Origin of the sequence: Paenibacillus sp. FSL R5-192 (assembly GCF_000517845.1) — a bacterium.
GTDB classification, from domain to species: domain Bacteria; phylum Bacillota; class Bacilli; order Paenibacillales; family Paenibacillaceae; genus Paenibacillus; species Paenibacillus amylolyticus.
On record NZ_ASPR01000002.1, the window covers coordinates 39337 to 57706 of the forward strand.

The following is an 18370-nucleotide window of genomic DNA, read 5'->3' on the forward strand; positions in this document are numbered from 1 at the left end:
GTTTTGAAGCGTGTCAGATTCCATTGTTGCCAGAATCCATTCCCTAAACATGCCAGCTTAGTATATGTCTAGCTTGTACGGAATATGTTTTTTCCATTCGAACGATGGAGCAATAATTACAAATAGTTCATCGGATTTACAGCGGTACCGTTGTCTCTCACTTCAAAGTGCAAGTGAGGTCCAGTAGAGTTCCCTGTATTTCCTGACTCCGCAATGGTATCCCCTTTGCTTACTGTATCTCCCTTGCTGACTTTGAATCCACCTTCGCGCAAGTGACCATATAACGTCCATAGTCCACCGCCGTGGTCCACAATAACCGTATAACCATAACCGCTATACCATTCAGCCATGATCACGATTCCGCCAGAAGCAGCATGAACCGAAGTTCCCTGAGGAACAGCAAAATCGACACCGGCATGCATTTTACCCACTACGCCCGTAATCGGATGGGTACGGGGGCCGAATCCAGAAGAAATACGTCCTCCAGATACCGGTCTTGAGAAGATACCATTACCGGATGAATACGTGACCTCACTGCTACTATCCGAACTCACTCTAGTAGGCGCCTTGGCTGCAGCTTTCGCCCGAGCCGCTGCTGCGGCTTTTGCTTTGGCTGCGGCAGCCGCCTGCTGTTCACGCAATTTATTTTTCTCTTGAAGAAGTGCCGAACGTTTGCTGGCAATCTGCATTAATACATCTTCCTGCTCTTGTGTCAGCTCTTCTGACTCTTCAATTTTAGCATCATATGAAGCGAGAAGCACTTGCTTTTCCGCTTCTTTTTCATTCAATTGGGACTTACGCTGTTTCTTCTGTGCATACAGGCTCTTGGCTTCCGCATATTGCACATCCAATTCTGCCTTTTTGTCCACGACAAGTTGCTTGTCCGCTTTGTGCTCATCCAGCAGATGCTGATCCTGATCCACAATCGTTTTGAGTGAATCCGCACGGGTCAGGAAGTCAGTGAAGCTAGTAGAGGACAACAATACATCCAGATAGGATACAGCACCGTCCGTATACATCAGGCGCACGCGTGACTCCAACAATTTTTCCCTTGCAACAATGCGTTCTTCTGCCGCTTGCAGATCTTTTTTCGTTGTACGAAGATCTTCCTCCGTGTTCTCGATCTGCAAGGATACACTCGCCAGTTCATCACTAACGACATTGATCTGTTCCATAACAACCTTCAGATAAGCGTTGGTTTTGTTCTTGTAATGCTGTGCTTCCTTTTTGTTGGAAGCCGCTTTTTTTTGCTCCTGCTTGGCAGAAGCCGCCTTGCTCTCCAGTTGCTGAATCTGTTGGTCAATATCGCTGATGCTACTCTTGGCATATCCGTCAGAAGGTTGAAGCGTCAAACTGGCCAATAACGTAAAGGCCAGCAGCGAAGCGGTTTTTTTCAAAATGATGATCCCCCATCCTATGATTTCACAAGAAAGCAACCTGCACAGGTGGTGAACAGCATGTTCTTTGCTTTCTTCAATCTTAAAAGACTCCGTCTTTCCTACATATCGTCAAACAGCGTCCATTAATGAACCTGCTTTACCATTCTTTTCGACATATTCTGCAATTCGATCGTTGAAAACAAAATTAAACGTTGAGTGATTTCCGAATGGACAGTGTACTTCCCAAAATACCTACCAGCACACCAAGTCCGATCAACAGTGTTCCAAACAGCCCCCAGATTTCGCCGAGCGGAATCAAGTTAAGCATCTGCATGAAGACATCCTGACCAATCGTCTTCATCAACTGGCTGTACCCAACAAACAACACACCAACCGTAATGACCGAGCCAATAAATCCAATGAGTGCACCTTCAATAAAGAAAGGCCAGCGAATAAAGGTATTTGTTGCGCCAACCAGCTTCATAATTCCGATCTCCCGGCGACGTGCCAGAATCGTTACGCGAATCGTATTCGAGATCAGGAACATGGACATGAGACCCAGTCCCCCGACAAAAATAAATCCGATATTACGAACAAGCTTCGTAAATTTGAACAACACTTCCACCGTTTCCTTGCCGTAATTCACTTTCATGATCGGCTTCTCCGGGTGTTTTTCGTTCAAAGCTTCGATTTTTTGCGCCACAAAAGTGACGGTTTCCGGTTCAATGACCTCAACTTCAATGGTCTCCGGCAGTGGGTTGTTGTCCACATCGAAACCGCTAAGCACGTTATCTGCACTCTCTCCAAGACGCTCACGGAACTCCTTGAGTCCTTCTTCCTTGGAAACAAAACGAATCTCACTTACTTCAGGCATCGCGCTGATTTCTTTCTCCAGTGTGTTACGCAGGTTCTCGTCCACATTCAGTTCGAGGAACGTGCTGATCTCCACTTGGCTATCAACCTGATTCGCCATGGAGTTCACATTGAGCACCAGCAACATAAACACACCAAGAATAAATAACGACACAATGATGGACATGATGGAGGCCACGGACATCCAGCCGTTGCGGAATACGTTTTTGAATCCCTCCCGCAGATGGCGCAAGAGAGTACTAAAATTCATAACCGTATTCCCCTCTCATCTGATCCCGTACAATCTGTCCACGTTCAATCGCGATTACCCGTTTACGCATCGTATTCACGATATCTTTGTTGTGGGTCGCCATAACAATGGTTGTTCCCCGGAAATTTATCTCATCCAGCAGTTGCATAATGCCCCACGACGTCTCCGGATCGAGGTTACCTGTAGGTTCATCCGCGATAATAACCGACGGGTTATTGACGATAGCCCGTGCAATAGCAATACGCTGCTGTTCTCCACCCGAGAGCTGTGAAGGTTCACGATTTGCCTTACTCCGCAGTCCCACCAAGTCGAGCACTTCCATCACCCGTTTTTTGATATGACGCTTCGGCGCTTCAATAACTTCCATCGCAAATGCCACATTCTCAAATGCTGTCATCCGTGGCAACAGACGAAAATCCTGGAACACAACGCCGATGTTACGACGCACATAAGGAATCTTTCTTGGCTTTAACTTACCAATATTAAATCCGTTAATGGATATTTGTCCTTTGGTCGGAACTTCTTCTCTGTACATCAATTTCATAAATGTCGATTTACCTGCGCCGGACGGACCGACGATATAAACAAATTCATTGCGGTCGATCTTCACCGACACCCCTTGTAATGCGTGGGTCCCATTGGCGTAGGTCTTCCACACGTCCTGCATTTCTATCACATCATCACTTCCTGCTCGCATAGTTAGCCATTATCATTTCGACACAATCCCGGCATTTCCTTTAAAAAGACCTGAATTTCATCAGGAAAAAATCCACTTCGTTCCTGTTTCAATGGTGAAGCATGGATTCATATGAAGTTTATTGTAACAAATTTGTTACCTATTGAGTACCCGAAAGTTTTCCTGCATTGGATCATATATATAGAAAGTGTTACAAAGTCGGGAACAACCGAAGTATAAAGGAGCGTACGGTTATGAAAAAAATACATTTGACGGTCATTGTTCTATTCTCCATCCTCTTGATCGGCTCCGCGTCTTATGGATTGTTGTACATGTACGTGAATCAACCTGCCCTGCCCAAAAACGTTCATGTTGGCGAGATGCTGGTGGAGGGGAAGAATCGTAAGAACGTATTGCATGAATTGGATGAACAGATCCAAAAGCTGGAGGACTGGCCTGTCACCTTTGAAGTGACTGAACCCAACCCCCAGACGATGTCGTATACCGCAGCTCAGGTGGGGGTGAGTTACAACGTTAACAGCTTGGAGTCCGCAATACAGCAGCTGGAGGAAGGTAACCTGTGGGAACGCGCTTATGCACGTTATCATTTTCCGAAAGAGTTCTCTCTCGATATGACCTATAACTCAAGACCACTCCAAGGACATCTCAGCCCTGCCTGGGAAAAAGAAACCTTTGGTACACCTGCGGACGCTGTTCGCCGCATTACCACAAGTGACAAAGTCCAGTATATCCCGGAAAAGGGCGTCCGCCGCATTGATTGGGATACACTCACAAGTATCATTCAGACGAAGCTGCACAGGGATTTCAGTGTACTGAACCGGGATGAGAAACCCGCCCCATTGCTGATCCAGGTACCACTGTATACGCTGAAACCCGAAGTAACTCTTGATTCGCTGCGCCAGGAAGGCATTGACCGAAAGATCATCCAGTTCTCCACGGGTCTGGGCAATAGTAGTGAAGGCCGGATACATAATGTCAGTGCAGCAGCGGAAGCGATTAACGGCATGATCTTGCCACCAGATGCCACATTTGATTATGAGAAGGTCGTCCGTCAAGCTGAAAAGGAGTATGGGTTTCGTGAGGCCCCGGTCATTGTTAATGGAAGACTCACCCCCGGAATTGGCGGGGGAATCTGCCAGGTATCCAGTACGGTGTATAATGCAGCGCTGTTGACGGGTCTTGATATTATTGAGCGCCGCAACCATTCCCTGCCGGTCAAATATTTGCCCAAAGGACTGGATGCCACCTTTGCCTCGGGAGCCATCAATTTTCGCTTCAAGAATAATACTGGAAAATCCTTACTCATTCATGCAGAGGTGAAGAATCACCAATTGATGGTGAAATTTTTCGGCACCTTCCCCGAGAATGTCAGCTATGCACTTGAATCTCGCACCATTGAAACATTAAGTGTTCCGGTAAAGTATGTGTCCAGTACGGTACTGCCTGATGGTGCACAGCAGGTGCTGCAAGACGGACAGCCTGGATATATTGTGGAGACGGTAAGAACCAAGAGGCTGGACGGTAAAGTGGTCGAATCCAAAACGATTACAAGGGACACGTACAAAGCTCAGAATCGCCTGATTGCCCGCTCCGGTCATAGCAGCCTGCCTGACCCACAAGGGCCTTCTGTGGTCGAGGACGGGATTAGCGATACGAAACAGCCTTAATTTTTTTTCAAAGCAACCGACAACTTACAGATCACGGAATGGTACAAACAAGGTCCTGCCGTAATTCATGGATAAACATAAGCTGATCACACGAAAACAAAAAGACACACTTCACGTCCCTTTTGGGGATAAGCGAGAAGTGTGTCTCTACATTTTCAAGAAAAGTTATTCGAGTTTTACCAAGCTGAGATTAGCTTTACTACCGTAACTTACGGTTTACTGCATTACGGTTTAGTGACCGCCGGTGTATTCGCCTTGCTCTTCGCCTACAACCATCTTCTCTCTTCCCATGAAGAAGGAAGCGACCAACGCGAGTGCAGCCGGAATGACAGCCCAGGCAAATAACTGCACGATGGAAGAAGACAAGGCATGTGTGATGGTATCCAGCACCTGAGGCGGAATCGCCTGTCTGAGTTCTGGTGAGAGTAACGCATGCGGATCGGTCAGGTCCACTCCCTGCGGCACGCCACCCGCTGAAGCACCGCCTGCTTCCGCAGCTGAACCAGCGAGAGCATCGTTCATTTTACGCGTAAATACCTGGCTCTGTACGATACCAAAGATCGTAATGCCCATCGTCATGCCGAGGGACCGCAAAAAGTTAAGTGTGGAGCTTGCTGCTCCGCGCCTTTGCGGTTCAAATGCGTTCATGGCTGCATTGCTAAGTACAGAGAACGACGCACCGACACCCAGACCAACCATCACCATGTAGATACGTATCGTCCAAAGGGAAGAATTCTCATCCAGTGTGGTCAGCAATCCAAGTCCAATGACAAGTAAAGCTAACGTAGGGATCATGATATTACGATACTTGATTTTGGTCATCAGCACCCCGCCCAAGGACGCCGTCACAACGGACCCAAGCATCATGGGTAGCAGCACAAGACCGGAGTTGGTCGCTTTACCACCAAGTACCCCCTGTATGAAGATCGGAATGTACACGGATGCTGTAATGAACGCCGCACCACTGAACATACCAATAACGTTACTGGACCAGTAGACCCGGTTGCGGAACATGCTGAAGGAGATGATTGGTTCTTTGGCTTTTGTCTCTGCAAAAAGGAAGAGCAGGGCTAATGCTATAAATCCGGCAAACAAGCCAAGAATCTGCCACGAATCCCAGGCAAATGTTTTGCCACCCAGTTCCAGACCAAAGATCAGGCACACAACAGCACCGATCAGTGTTACAGCACCCAGCCAGTCGATCTGTTGGGATTGATGCTGATGGGATTCTTTATAGAAGAACGCAATAAACACAAATGCAATCAAGCCTAGCGGCAGGTTGATATAGAATACCCATTCCCATGTCGCATACTGGGTAATGTAAGCACCGAGCAGAGGTCCGAATACGCTGGAGAGGCCAAAGACGGCTCCAAACAATCCACCCAATTTACCACGAGATTCTGGTGCAACGACATCAAACATGATCGTAAAGGCAATCGGTACCAGGGCCCCCGCGCCAATACCTTGAATCGCTCTGTACATCGTCAATTCCACAATAGACGTTGCCGTTCCGCACAGCGCTGAGCCAAGCATAAACACAATAATACCAAATACAAAAAACTTCTTCCGTCCATACATATCGGATAACTTACCGAAGATCGGCATCCCTGCCATCTCAGCCACCATGTACGCGGAGGTAACCCAGACGAACTTGTCGAGCCCACCCAGCTTCCCGACAATATCCCCCATAGCTGTTGCCACGATGGTATTATCCATCGAAGCCATTAGTATGCTGAGCAGTAACCCTGCCAGCACCAATCCAATACTGTTTTTACGTGCAGCCATTGTACTCAATCTCTCCATTCACGCTCTATTCATATGACTGCATTAGTATATCCGAAAAGAAGTCTGCGTTAATCAGTCCAAGGACCGATTGCTTTGCAGCAAAACTTCCGATTGCGGATGAATTTGCAGAGATGAACGGTATTCCACTGTACCAATCCGGCAGCCAGGACCAATTTTTATTTTATCGCCACGGACAATCTCGGCCTCCGTATTCTCTAATTCAATGTCATCACCTTCGATAATCTGTGCCTTGAGAATTGATTTATTCCCCGTAAACAAGTCATTCAACCGGCCACTCTTCACCGAGATGATGGAACCACCCATTTCCTTGACCTCGGATGGACCCATGATTCTGAGCGTCATGTGTTCAGCGCTGAGCATTCCCGCTATCGTCAAACGCCCGTTCAGCTTGATATTTTCCGCCTGACAATCCCCTGACAGATGAAGTTCACCTACCACTTTTATATGCTCAGCTTTGGTATGCAGGCCAGATGCCTGGATTCCATCCTCACCATCGTTGCTGGTCTCTCGCTCTTTTAGAGTCAGGGTTCCGGTAATTTTAATATCTGTGGATTCAAGCGATCCGTATATGACCGATGTACCCGTACATTTGAATCGATCACAAGATAGATTGTCGTTAAAGGACGCGTCCCCTACAACCTTGATCTTGCCGTACACGCCACCAGAAGAACTGCCATCACCAACGATGCTGATATCCATTTTTTTGTCCAATGAACGCCCAGGATTGTTATTCATGTCGATCCCATCCCTTTCTCTCCATATCCAAACTTTAAATTCGCTGACTGCTGCCCACCTTGGCATCCTGATCTACCTCAAGTTCACCTGAATACTCAACCAGTCTGATGTTACAGCCGCGACCGATAAAAATGTTACTCCCCCGAACAATGTCAGCTTCGGTATCTTCCAGCACAATCTCATCACCCTCAATTAAGGATGTCTTAAATGAAGGGGTCCCGCCCAGACCAATACTTTTCCAAAAGCCATTCTGTTGTTCCTTGCGACGAATATCGATACGCTCTCCGCCAATCTCTTTAGCCGAAGAAGATGTATGCAGCCTGATCTCCACTGTTCCCGCATTCAGTAAGCCGCTGATCTTAATATTGCCCCGTACATTCAGGGACTCACATTGGACATCCCCTTCAATATCGATTACACCGCCAATATCAATTCGTTCCCCATCTACTCTTCCACGTACGGTACACTTTCCGTTCACTTCAAGTTCAGGGCTATGGAGATCTCCGTTAATCGTCGTCATGCCATCCACCCGGACACGAGAACTGGTCAGAGGTCCATTCAACGTACACATGCCGTTAATCGCTACACTCTCGGAGGTCAAAGCGCCGTGCATCTTCAATGTTCCATTCACTTCCATAGAGGTGCAGTCCAGGTTGCCGTTCACCTTAGCCATGCCATCAATAGATACACGGTGAAAATTCCCGCCTGCCGTTTGACTTATGCCCGCCACATTCAGATCATTCCGCTTATTTCGTTCTTCCATAGATGATCCTCTCCTTATCCCAATTTGAGTTTTAATTCTTCCATAAATGTTCCCATCGGCTGCCTAAGAACCACTTTCACACCATTGTCAAAATAAAACTCCGTTCCTGCTGTTACCAGCATGAATGAAGGAACACCCATCTTACGAATAAGCACGAGTTCGCTGGGTTTGCCTGTAAAACGATAATAATGTTCGGACATCACTTCGATCAGCAACGCACCCTCTTGCCGAGTAATATCTCCGCTCATTAACAGCTTATCAAGGACGTAGAGCATCATAATCTGCTCCAAAGCATACAGCGGTTGTTCTCGACCTGCTTCTTTTAACAGATCCAGCGATATCTGTGAAACAATGTTTCGCTCTAATAGTTGCTGTGCAGACATCTCTACTTCACCCAACGTAGGTGAGAACACGTCTGCCAGCTCATCCAGCGATAATCCGTCTTTCATATTGAGAATCTTGTCAATGCGCAGTAAAATCTGTTGTTTGGGAAAAAAGGTCTCTTGTCCGGTGTAGGACGACTTCCGAATGAACCATTCTTCCGGAATGAGATTTTTCCGCTTCCAACGGTATAACTGGCCGTATGAGATTCCTGTCAGGTCCAACAATTCTTTCTTAGAGATCAAATCATCCGTCATATATGGTCCCCCTTTTTATTGAAATGAGTGTAACATAACATTGTTACGTTGTAAACCACATTGAAAAATCGATGATCAGATTACAGATTTCCACTTTAACCACTGGTGTGAAATTCTTTGTTTTCTACTGTAGATCTTGTTATTGCAATGGAAGCGTAATGCGTATAACCTGTTACATATAAACACTTTGGAGGCTCAGGCATCCGATTTCCATCCCATCGTCTCATGTCAGAACACGTGGTTAACGAACTTATGAAAGGGGTTTCTTATACTCATGGCACTTATTAAATGTGATTTTTACTCGGATACGCTCGGGCTTAGCACCAGCATGCATGTCATTCTGCCGCAACAAACCCACAATCAGATCGGTATGGAGAATGTGACTGGCAAAGGACTGCACCCAACCCTGTACCTGCTGCACGGTCTGTCTGATGATGATTCCATCTGGCTGCGCCGGACTTCCATCGAACGTTATGTGGCCAACCTCGGGATCGCCGTTGTTATGCCACAGGTTCACCGCAGCTTCTATACAGATATGGTAGAAGGCGGACGTTATTGGAGCTTTATCAGTGAAGAACTCCCGGCACTTGCTCGTTCTTTCTTCCCACTGTCACATCAACGAGAGGACAATTTCGTTGCCGGATTATCCATGGGTGGCTACGGGGCGTTCAAGCTGGCCCTTCGCAAACCAGATCAATATGCGGCTGCTGCCAGTTTGTCTGGAGCACTCGATATGTCTGCACATATGGATAGAAACGCATCCTCAGCATTGCAACAGACGGAGTTACAGCGGATTTTCGGACCCGAGGTGGCAGGTACAGAGAACGATCTGATCCATCTGTTAAAAGAAAATCAATCTAGCGAAAGTCCTCGACCTTTGCTCTACCAATGCTGCGGAACGGAAGACTTCCTGTATGAGGATAATCAAACCTTCCGTCAAGCCTGTGAACAGACGAACTTCGAACTGACATACGAGGAAGGGCCTGGTGAACATGAGTGGGGCTACTGGGATGCTAAAATCCAGGATGTATTGAGATGGTTGCCTTTACAAAAGCGCGATTAGTGGAGAATTGCAATGGAGCTACCACGAGTAACTAAACTGGTACTCCGATAGTAGAACAACCTACCTTCCGTTCGCGGTTGAGTTCAATATATCTAGAGCACATCGCTGTACAACACAAAGAAGCAGGCCGTTGAGAACAAAGTTCTCTGGCCTGCTTCTTTGTTGTACTGTTGTATCTGTAAGGGTACCTTAATATTAACCGCGGTTCGTAATCCATTGCTCGGTGATCTCCAGTACCTTCTCACTGCGTCCGATGGCTTCAGCAACTTGACCCGAAGCTGTTCCGCCGTAAACATTACGAGCGTTCACAACCGCTTCCGGTTGCAGCACATCATAGATCCGGTCATCAAACAGTGGTGAGAACTGACGGAATTCATCAATCGTCAGATCCAGCAAATACTTGCTGTTCTGGATGCAGTACAGTACCGTTTTACCAATCACTTCATGCGCCTGACGGAAAGGCAAGCCTTCTCCCACGAGGAAGTCGGCAATATCCGTAGCGTTGGAGAAATCCTGGTTGACCGCTTGACGCATCCGATCCTTGTTCACGGTCATTGTCGCGATCATTGGAGCAAACAGTTGCAGTGCACCCTCCAACGTCGCTACCGTGTCGAACATGCCTTCTTTGTCTTCCTGCATGTCTTTGTTGTATGCCAGTGGAAGAGATTTCAGTACCGTCAGCAAACCGATCAGGTTGCCGTACACACGTCCTGTTTTACCACGCACGAGTTCAGGAACATCTGGGTTTTTCTTCTGTGGCATGATGCTGCTGCCTGTGCAGAATGCATCGTCCAATTCCACAAAACCAAACTCCGTGCTGCTCCACAGTACCAACTCTTCGCTCAAACGGGACAAGTGAGTCATGATGAGAGAAGCGGCTGCCAAGAACTCAACGATAAAGTCACGGTCGCTTACTGCGTCCAGACTGTTCTCGTAAACCCCATCAAAACCCAGTTGTTCCGCCACAAAATGACGGTCAATCGGGAATGTTGTGCCCGCGAGCGCACCTGCGCCCAGTGGCAGGATGTTAATGCGTTTGTAGCTGTCCATCAGACGCTCCGCATCCCGTTGGAACATGGATACATATGCCATCAGGTGATGAGCGAACAGAATCGGCTGTGCCCGTTGAAGATGCGTATAACCCGGTACGATGGTATCGAGGTTATCTTTCGCTTGTCCAATCAGTGCTTCCTGCAAGGAATGCAGCATGCCTACAAATCCAACGACGCGCTCACGCAGGTACAAGTGCATATCCGTTGCAACTTGATCGTTCCGGCTACGGCCTGTATGTAATTTACCGCCTACAGGACCAATCGTCTCGATCAGGTTTTTCTCAATATTCATGTGGATGTCTTCGTCCGATACGGAGAATTCCACTTCGCCCGCACGGATTTTGTGCAGAACGGTGATCAATCCTTCTTTGATCGTCTCTACATCTTCCGCCGGAAGAATGCCGCATTTGCCCAGCATCGTTACATGGGCCAGACTGCCCTGAATATCTTCCTCAGCCAAAGCCTTGTCAAAATTGATCGATGCCGTATATTCCTCAACCAAATGATTGGTTTGTTTTGTAAAACGTCCTCCCCACAGCTTGCTCACGGTGAGTACTCCCCTTTCGCTCATGGACAAAGCCGCTCCTGCCAGATGTGCAAGAACGGCCTGCCTTGTCATTTATATTGATATAGCTCTATAGATGCAGGTTGAAATTAGTTTTTGTTTTGCTCCACGCCGGAGTTTACTTTCAAACGCAGTGCATTCAGGCGGATAAAGCCTGTTGCATCACCTTGATCGTAGGCTTGCGTTGGATCAGCTTCCATCGTTGCGATGTCCGGATTGTAGAGGCTGACAGGACTTTTCACGCCTGCGCCGATGATGTTGCCTTTGTACAGTTTCACACGAACTGTACCTGTAACGTTCTTCTGGCTTTCAGTCACCAGTGCTTGCAGCGCCAGACGTTCCGGTGCGAACCAGAAGCCGTTGTAAACGAGTGTGCTGTAACGTGTGATCAGGCTATCACGCAGGTTCATCACTTCACGGTCCATCGTGATGGACTCCATTTTGCGATGTGCGGTGAACAAGATTGTTCCACCTGGTGTTTCGTACACGCCACGGCTCTTCATACCAACAAAACGGTTCTCAACCATATCTACACGGCCAATACCATGTTTGCCACCCAGCTCGTTCAGTTGTTCCATCACTTGCAGCGGGCTCAGGCGCTCACCGTTCAGTGCAACACAGTCACCTTGTTCGAATTCCAGTTCAACATATTCCGCTTGATCTGGTGCATCTTCAGGTGCACTGCTCAGCAGGAACATGTCTTTGTTCTCGTCCGCGCTTGGATCGAACCAAGGATCTTCGAGCACACCGCTCTCATAGCTGATATGCAGCAAGTTACGGTCTGTGGAGTATGGTTTAGCCGCAGAAGCGGTTACCGGAATACCATGTTTCTCAGCGTACGCGATCATCTCGGCACGTCCCGGGAATTGGTTACGGAATTCTTCCAGACGCCAAGGTGCAATTACGTTAATGTCTGGTGTCAGTGCAGCCGCGTTCAACTCAAACCGAACTTGGTCATTACCTTTACCTGTAGCGCCGTGAGCGATGGCTGTAGCACCTTCTGCACGAGCGATATCCACCATGCGTTTAGCGATCAGTGGACGAGCGATACTTGTACCAAGCAGGTATTGTCCTTCATAAAGGGCACCAGCTTGGAACATTGGATAGATGAAATCTTTTGCGAATTCATCGCGCAGATCGTCAATGTATACTTTGGAAGCGCCTGTTGCCAGTGCTTTTTCCTCCAAACCGTCCAATTCATCCTTTTGTCCAATATCCGCTGTGAAAGCGATAATCTCTGCATCATATGTTTCTTTTAACCATTTCAAAATTACAGATGTGTCCAACCCGCCTGAATACGCGAGTACAATTTTTTCCTTAGCCATGTTCAATGGTCCTCCCCAAGATCAGTTAAGTTAAACAGAGCCTTCATACACTGAATCCTACGAGCCAGAAAACCCTTCCGATCACTGTTATCCCCAGATTTTTTCATCCCTTTATGATAAAGGGTAAAATCCGGGGATAAAGGCGACCGCTTCGCTTCTTCAGGCTTTTTCTGTCTCTTCGTTTTTGTGTATGCTTCTTGTTTAATTAACTTTTTAAAGTACATTATAGATGAATCTATCATCGCGAAATCTGCGCCTAAAATCAACCCATAAAGGCAAATAGCATCTATTCGCTCATTAACGCAGCCATTAATGCTTTCTGTGCATGCAAGCGATTCTCCGCCTGATCAAAGATCAGAGAGTTCGGTCCGTCAATTACACCGGCACTCACTTCTTCGCCGCGGTGTGCTGGCAGACAGTGCAAGAACATGTAGTCCGGCTTCGCGCCTTTCATCAGTTCCTCGTCCACTTGATATGCCGCAAATGCCTGCTCCCGAATCTTCTGCTCTTCTTCAAAGCCCATGCTAGCCCATACATCCGTGTACACGATATCTGCATCTTTCGCCGCTTCCTGTGCACTGTACGTTACAGTTACTTCAGAACCGCTCTCCTGTGCGATAATGCGCGCCTGCTCCACAACTGCGCTATCCGGCTCATAACCTTCTGGCGTTGCTACAGCAACATGCATTCCCATCTTCGCTGCACCGAGCATCAGGGAGTGTGCCATATTGTTGCCATCTCCGATGTAGGCCATTTTCAGACCTGCCAGCTTGCCTTTTTGCTCCAGCACCGTTTGGAAGTCTGCCAGTACCTGACAAGGATGCGCTGCATCGCTCAGGCCGTTAATGACCGGAACATCCGCATGCTCTGCCAGTTCAGTTACATTATGGTGTCCAAAGGTACGGATCATGATGCCGTCCAGGTAACGGGACAATACTTTGGCTGTATCATGTGTTGTTTCCCCGCGACCCAGCTGGATATCATTTTTGCTCAGGAAGAGCGCGTGTCCGCCCAATTGGAACATACCCACTTCAAAGGATACACGCGTACGTGTGGATGATTTTTCAAAAATAAGTCCGATCGTTTTGCCTTTCAACGGTTGAAAAGGTACACCGCTTTTTTGCTTACCTTTAATCTCAATCGCGAGATCAAGCAGATAACGAATTTCCTCTGCTGTGTAGTCCGTGAATTCGATAAAATCCCGGCCTCTCAAATCAATCTTCTGAATCTTTTCCGTCTGTTGTGCTGTCATGTATAATGTCCTCCTTATTTCCGGTTCCCTGCACCCGCATGGGCAGAAGAGAGAGCAACATTGACACTTTGTCTTGGTGCTTCTCAAGTTTATTCTTTTCCGCCTTCTGCAAGTTTCACCGCGCGGCTACAGGGATTCATCATCTCGTTCTGCTTCGAGGCCGGTAATGGCCCCGAGACAGAAAGGTTCTCATTTTTAGGTTAGGCTTTCGCCGCTACGTGCTCTTCGATCAATGTGGCTACCAGCGATACGGCCTCGTCGATCTCTTCTTTGCTCACATACAGGTTCGGAAGCAAACGGATCACATTGGGTCCTGCAGAGACAAACAAGATACCGCGTTTTTGCCCAGCAAGCACAATATCACCTACCGGCTCAGCACATTCAATACCGACTAACAATCCCAAGCCACGAACTTCCTTCACAAAGGAATTACCCGCCAAACGATTCCGCAGGGAGCTCATCAGGTATTCACCCATCTCCGCTGCACGCTCGGGCAAACGATCTTCCAGCATCGTTTCGATTGTAGCAATCACAACGGATGAAGCAAGTGGTGTTCCACCAAATGTCGTCGCATGGCTACCTGGCGTGAATGCATCCCGCAGGAAACCTTTACCCAGCATTGCGCCTACAGGGAAACCACTGCCGATACCTTTGGCAACGGTGAACACGTCTGGCTCAATGCCATAATGTTCGTGTGCGAATAGTTTGCCTGTACGTCCCATTCCCGTTTGTACTTCATCAACAATGAGCAACAATCCATTCTCGTCACACAATTTCCGTACATGTTTGACGAATTCCGGTTCAACCGGATATACACCACCCTCGGCCTGAACCATTTCCAGCATAATAGCTGCTGTGTTGGGTCCAATTGCCGCTTCAAGTGCAGGGATATCATGCAAAGGTACAGTTACAAATCCGGCTGGCAATGGCAAAAATCCTTCTTTCACCTTATCCTGTCCGGTTGCTGTCAGTGTAGCAAGTGTCCGTCCATGGAAGGACTGGGCAAAGGTGATCACTTCATAGCGATCTGTGCCTTTCACCTTTTGGTGATAACGACGTGCAACTTTGATAGCTGCTTCATTCGCTTCGGCACCACTGTTACAGAAGAACACCGCATCAGCGCATGTATTGGCTGTCAGCAGTGCTGCTGCCTTCTCCTGGCCTGGAATCTGGAACAGGTTGGACACATGCCACAGCTCATCAATCTGAGCTTTCAGCTTGGCTCCAACTTTCTCCGGTGCATGGCCCAGGCTAGTTACAGCGAGTCCGCACATGAAATCGAGATAGCGGTTCCCCTGATCGTCCCATAACCAGCTGCCTTTACCTTTGACCAGACTGATTGGATAACGCGCATACGTTTGGAAAAGCGAGCTTTCCGTCTGTGCGGCTGCACCTGTTGCTGTTGCGCCCGCTACCGCTGTGCCAGAACCTGGCTGTTCGTTGCCTTTTGCCATGACCATATCACTCCTTATTGGTTGGTGCACGCCTAAGGTGAATAAAACATAACACTAAACCTCTTCGAATGCAGTCCATCTTCCGAACGTATGCATACTTCCACTTCGATGACAGAACAACCTTCCGATCGCTGTTATCCCCGGATTTCTTTGATTAATTGTTTAAAGGTGGAAATCCGGGGATAAAGGCGCACGCTTCGCTTTTTCAGGTTATTTCTGTCCTCTCCGTTCTTGCGTCTTTTCTTCAGATTGGCTCTGCACTCTTCCGTTATCGCGTTATGCCCATTCACAAAAAAATCGTGCACATATTTTTTTATTTAAATAAGACTATTAAGACCCTAGCGTATCGAGCAATTTTATTGCATACGGATGATTCTAGTTCCGATGATTTCTCCGCCGAGCACACGGCTCAGGATTTGGGGTTCGCTGCCGTCTACGATGACGACCTCACGTACTTGACCATGAATACAAGCGATAGCTGCACGCACTTTGGGAATCATGCCGCCATAGATTTCTCCAGTCTGGATCATGTCCTCAATCTCTTGTACAGATACGGATGGCAGTACTTTTTTCTCGCCGCCTACGTTCTTCATGATGCCAGGAACGTCTGTCACGACAATCATCCGGCTTACGCCGAGATGAGATGCCACTGCACCCGCAGCTGTATCTGCGTTAATGTTGTAGCGTTGTCCAGTTGCATCTACGCCAACCGGTGCGATAACCGGCATGTATCCCATGTTCACGATGCCTTGGATAATCTCTGCGTTCACACCAGTGACATCGCCTACCCAACCGATCTCTGCGTGGTTCGATACGGGCTTCGCCTGAATGAGACCCCCGTCCACGCCGGACAAGCCTAGTGCACGACCGCCCACACGTTGAATCAAACGTACGATCTGTTTGTTGATACTGCCCGCAAGCACCATCTCCACTACGTCCAGCACAGGTTCAGTCGTTTTGCGCAGGCCATTAACGAATTCGGTTTCGATACCAAGCTTCGCCAGGTTATCCGAGATCGCAGGACCTCCACCATGCACGATTACCGGCTGTGTGCCCTGAGACTGCAGATCACGCAGATCCGCAAAGAAAGACTCGGGCAATGCTGCCAGCGTGCTGCCTCCACATTTCATGACAAACATCTGTTTCTCTGTGCTCGCTTCCGTTGCGGTACTCTCGTTTGGCATTATTGAATTCATGAGGGCAAGCTCCTATCATAGTAAAAATTATATTCAAAAAAATATAACACTTTTATACGGTCACAAAGCCTGGTAGGAGTCCATTCCGAATTCGGATTGTTCTTTCGATCGCTGTTGTCTCCAGGTATCTTGAATTATCCCTATATAGGGGAACACCCGGAGACAAAGGCGACCGCTCCGCTTCTGCAGAATCAACTCCGTCTTCTCCATTACTATCGCTATATGTCCAACACCAAACAACAAGTTTAAATTTCATTGATAATTTTTGAAACATCTCACGAAACAGCTTCACAATAGAAGACAGCTGTTTCGCAAAACCTTTATCCCAAAAGTTTATTACGTGCGGTATGCGGCGTTAATTCGGACGTAGTCATACGTCAGGTCGCAGCCCCAGGCTGTTGCTGTTCCTTCGCCGTGGTGCAGATTCACCACGATGCGAACTGTATCAGTCTGCAAATAGGCCAATGCCAGTTCTTCATCAAACACGACTGGGCGGGACTGCGCAAGTACCGAGATATCTCCCAAACGGATATCTACGGTATCCGGGTTCACCGGCTGTCCTGCACGCCCTACGGCTGCAATAATCCGTCCCCAGTTGGCGTCTGCGCCAAACATGGCGGATTTCACCAGACTGGAACCGATGACAGTTTTCGCGATTGCTTGCGCGGAATCATCACTTACCGCACCTGTAACTTCTACCTCAACCAGTTTGGTTGCTCCTTCGCCATCGCGAGCAATGGCTTTGGCCAGCACTTGGCATACATAGGTGAATCCAGCTGCAAAAGCATCCCAATTGGGGTGCTCCATCGTCAGCTCTTCATTGCCTGCATATCCACTAGACATCGCTACCAGCATGTCGTTTGTACTTGTATCCCCATCGACTGTAATCATGTTGAATGTATGATTGGTTGCCTGGCGCAGCAAGCGTTGCAACGCTTCTGCACCAATGACCGCGTCAGAGGTCATGAAAGCGAGCATTGTCGCCATATTCGGATGAATCATACCCGAGCCTTTGGCGGCTCCCGCAATCGTAACCGTCTTACCGTTAACTATAACGGAGACGCAAGCTTCCTTTTTTACCAGATCCGTTGTCAGAATCGCTTGTGAAAATTGCTCCGCCTCATTCGACTCCTTGCCCATATGCGCTGGAAGACCAGTAATGCCTGAATGTACAGCATCCATTTTGAGCAATTCACCAATGACACCTGTGGATGCCACAGCCACGTCTTCTTCTGCCACACCCAACTCACGCGCAGCCGCCGAACGCATCGCATAAGCATCTTCTTCCCCTTGTTGCCCTGTACATGCATTAGCATTACCACTGTTAACGATAACAGCCTGAAGGCGTCCGTTGCTCAAGCTTTCGCGCGTTACTTTGAGTGGTGCCGCCTGAAACACGTTCGTTGTGTATACAGCAGCAGCTGTAGCCGGTACATCACAGCGGATCGCTCCGATGTCATTACGAGATGTCTTTTTCAATCCGCAGTGAAGTCCACCAGCAGTGAATCCCCCAGGGGTTACAATTGTTCCGTTCTCAACCACGGTAAAAGTCTGTTGCTCCACATTCGTTCCCATATCATATCCCCCGTATGCGTTCAGCTATATGCTGATGATCGCCTGCTTAACCTGATCCGTTCTCCCTAGAAGACTCTGAG

15 protein-coding genes are annotated in these 18370 nt (G+C 48.1%); 2 read left to right on the forward strand and 13 right to left on the reverse strand.

Translation table 11 applies throughout. The features are described from left to right. Positions 1–116: 116 nt before the first annotated feature. From C161_RS00325 to ftsE, 3 genes are all read right to left on the reverse strand, one after another. On the reverse strand, positions 117–1397 hold the full coding sequence (locus C161_RS00325; protein ID WP_036612408.1) for a murein hydrolase activator EnvC family protein: 1281 nt from the start codon (positions 1395–1397) through the stop codon (positions 117–119). Positions 1398–1584: 187 nt separating this feature from the next. Next, positions 1585–2502: a permease-like cell division protein FtsX gene (gene ftsX, locus C161_RS00330; RefSeq protein ID WP_036667721.1), complete on the reverse strand. Its 918-nt coding sequence runs from the start codon at positions 2500–2502 to the stop codon at positions 1585–1587. Further along, on the reverse strand, positions 2492–3178 hold the full coding sequence (gene ftsE, locus C161_RS00335) for a cell division ATP-binding protein FtsE (protein ID WP_024631580.1): 687 nt from the start codon (positions 3176–3178) through the stop codon (positions 2492–2494). The genes ftsX and ftsE overlap by 11 nt, the downstream gene beginning before the upstream one ends. A gap of 254 nt (positions 3179–3432) precedes the next feature. Here ftsE and C161_RS00340 point away from each other — a divergent pair, with 254 nt between their 5' ends. Continuing rightward, positions 3433–4866: a VanW family protein gene (locus C161_RS00340; protein WP_036667722.1), complete on the forward strand. Its 1434-nt coding sequence runs from the start codon at positions 3433–3435 to the stop codon at positions 4864–4866. Positions 4867–5097: 231 nt separating this feature from the next. Here the strand turns inward: C161_RS00340 and C161_RS00345 are convergent, their stop codons facing one another. The 4 genes from C161_RS00345 to C161_RS00360 all read right to left on the reverse strand — a co-directional run bounded on the left by C161_RS00345 (position 5098) and on the right by C161_RS00360 (position 8808). Continuing rightward, on the reverse strand, positions 5098–6651 hold the full coding sequence (locus tag C161_RS00345; protein ID WP_036667723.1) for an MDR family MFS transporter: 1554 nt from the start codon (positions 6649–6651) through the stop codon (positions 5098–5100). A gap of 72 nt (positions 6652–6723) precedes the next feature. Beyond that, positions 6724–7407 carry a hypothetical protein gene (locus C161_RS00350; protein WP_036667724.1) on the reverse strand — a complete coding sequence of 228 codons (684 nt, stop codon included), beginning with the start codon at positions 7405–7407 and terminating at the stop codon, positions 6724–6726. Positions 7408–7441: 34 nt separating this feature from the next. Further along, positions 7442–8170, reverse strand: coding sequence for a polymer-forming cytoskeletal protein (locus C161_RS00355; RefSeq protein ID WP_036667725.1), 729 nt, complete (start codon positions 8168–8170; stop codon positions 7442–7444). A gap of 14 nt (positions 8171–8184) precedes the next feature. Then, entirely contained in the window at positions 8185–8808 is a 624-nt protein-coding gene (locus C161_RS00360; protein ID WP_036612427.1) for a YhbD family protein, read from the reverse strand. 274 nt (positions 8809–9082) lie between these two features. Here C161_RS00360 and C161_RS00365 point away from each other — a divergent pair, with 274 nt between their 5' ends. Then, complete coding sequence (locus tag C161_RS00365) at positions 9083–9871, forward strand: alpha/beta hydrolase (protein ID WP_036667726.1); 789 nt, start codon at positions 9083–9085, stop codon at positions 9869–9871. 195 nt (positions 9872–10066) lie between these two features. Here the strand turns inward: C161_RS00365 and argH are convergent, their stop codons facing one another. From argH to argJ, 6 genes are all read right to left on the reverse strand, one after another. Continuing rightward, the gene (argH, locus tag C161_RS00370) at positions 10067–11470 is read right to left on the reverse strand and encodes an argininosuccinate lyase (RefSeq protein WP_036612430.1); all 1404 of its coding nucleotides are present in this window, start codon (positions 11468–11470) and stop codon (positions 10067–10069) included. 107 nt (positions 11471–11577) lie between these two features. Continuing rightward, on the reverse strand, positions 11578–12813 hold the full coding sequence (locus tag C161_RS00375) for an argininosuccinate synthase (protein WP_017692004.1): 1236 nt from the start codon (positions 12811–12813) through the stop codon (positions 11578–11580). Between the two features lie 286 nt (positions 12814–13099). Further along, positions 13100–14065 carry an ornithine carbamoyltransferase gene (argF, locus tag C161_RS00385; RefSeq protein ID WP_036612439.1) on the reverse strand — a complete coding sequence of 322 codons (966 nt, stop codon included), beginning with the start codon at positions 14063–14065 and terminating at the stop codon, positions 13100–13102. A gap of 200 nt (positions 14066–14265) precedes the next feature. Continuing rightward, complete coding sequence (locus tag C161_RS00390) at positions 14266–15519, reverse strand: aspartate aminotransferase family protein (protein ID WP_036667727.1); 1254 nt, start codon at positions 15517–15519, stop codon at positions 14266–14268. 356 nt (positions 15520–15875) lie between these two features. After that, positions 15876–16715, reverse strand: a complete 840-nt coding sequence (gene argB, locus C161_RS00395) for an acetylglutamate kinase (protein WP_036667728.1) — start codon at positions 16713–16715, stop codon at positions 15876–15878. 336 nt (positions 16716–17051) lie between these two features. Continuing rightward, positions 17052–18290 carry a bifunctional glutamate N-acetyltransferase/amino-acid acetyltransferase ArgJ gene (gene argJ / locus C161_RS00400; protein WP_051449514.1) on the reverse strand — a complete coding sequence of 413 codons (1239 nt, stop codon included), beginning with the start codon at positions 18288–18290 and terminating at the stop codon, positions 17052–17054. Positions 18291–18370 lie beyond the last annotated feature (80 nt).

Excerpts from the sequence above, each read along its gene's own strand:
- ftsX (WP_036667721.1), bottom strand. The coding sequence starts at position 2,502 with ATGAATTTTAGTACTCTCTTGCGCCATCTGCGGGAGGGATTCAAAAAC.
- C161_RS00340 (WP_036667722.1), top strand. The coding sequence starts at position 3,433 with ATGAAAAAAATACATTTGACGGTCATTGTTCTATTCTCCATCCTCTTG.
- C161_RS00345 (WP_036667723.1), bottom strand. The coding sequence starts at position 6,651 with ATGGCTGCACGTAAAAACAGTATTGGATTGGTGCTGGCAGGGTTACTG.
- C161_RS00350 (WP_036667724.1), bottom strand. The coding sequence starts at position 7,407 with ATGAATAACAATCCTGGGCGTTCATTGGACAAAAAAATGGATATCAGC.
- C161_RS00355 (WP_036667725.1), bottom strand. The coding sequence starts at position 8,170 with ATGGAAGAACGAAATAAGCGGAATGATCTGAATGTGGCGGGCATAAGT.
- C161_RS00360 (WP_036612427.1), bottom strand. The coding sequence starts at position 8,808 with ATGACGGATGATTTGATCTCTAAGAAAGAATTGTTGGACCTGACAGGA.
- C161_RS00365 (WP_036667726.1), top strand. The coding sequence starts at position 9,083 with ATGGCACTTATTAAATGTGATTTTTACTCGGATACGCTCGGGCTTAGC.
- C161_RS00375 (WP_017692004.1), bottom strand. The coding sequence starts at position 12,813 with ATGGCTAAGGAAAAAATTGTACTCGCGTATTCAGGCGGGTTGGACACA.
- argF (WP_036612439.1), bottom strand. The coding sequence starts at position 14,065 with ATGACAGCACAACAGACGGAAAAGATTCAGAAGATTGATTTGAGAGGC.
- C161_RS00390 (WP_036667727.1), bottom strand. The coding sequence starts at position 15,519 with ATGGCAAAAGGCAACGAACAGCCAGGTTCTGGCACAGCGGTAGCGGGC.
- argB (WP_036667728.1), bottom strand. The coding sequence starts at position 16,715 with ATGAATTCAATAATGCCAAACGAGAGTACCGCAACGGAAGCGAGCACA.
- argJ (WP_051449514.1), bottom strand. The coding sequence starts at position 18,290 with ATGGGAACGAATGTGGAGCAACAGACTTTTACCGTGGTTGAGAACGGA.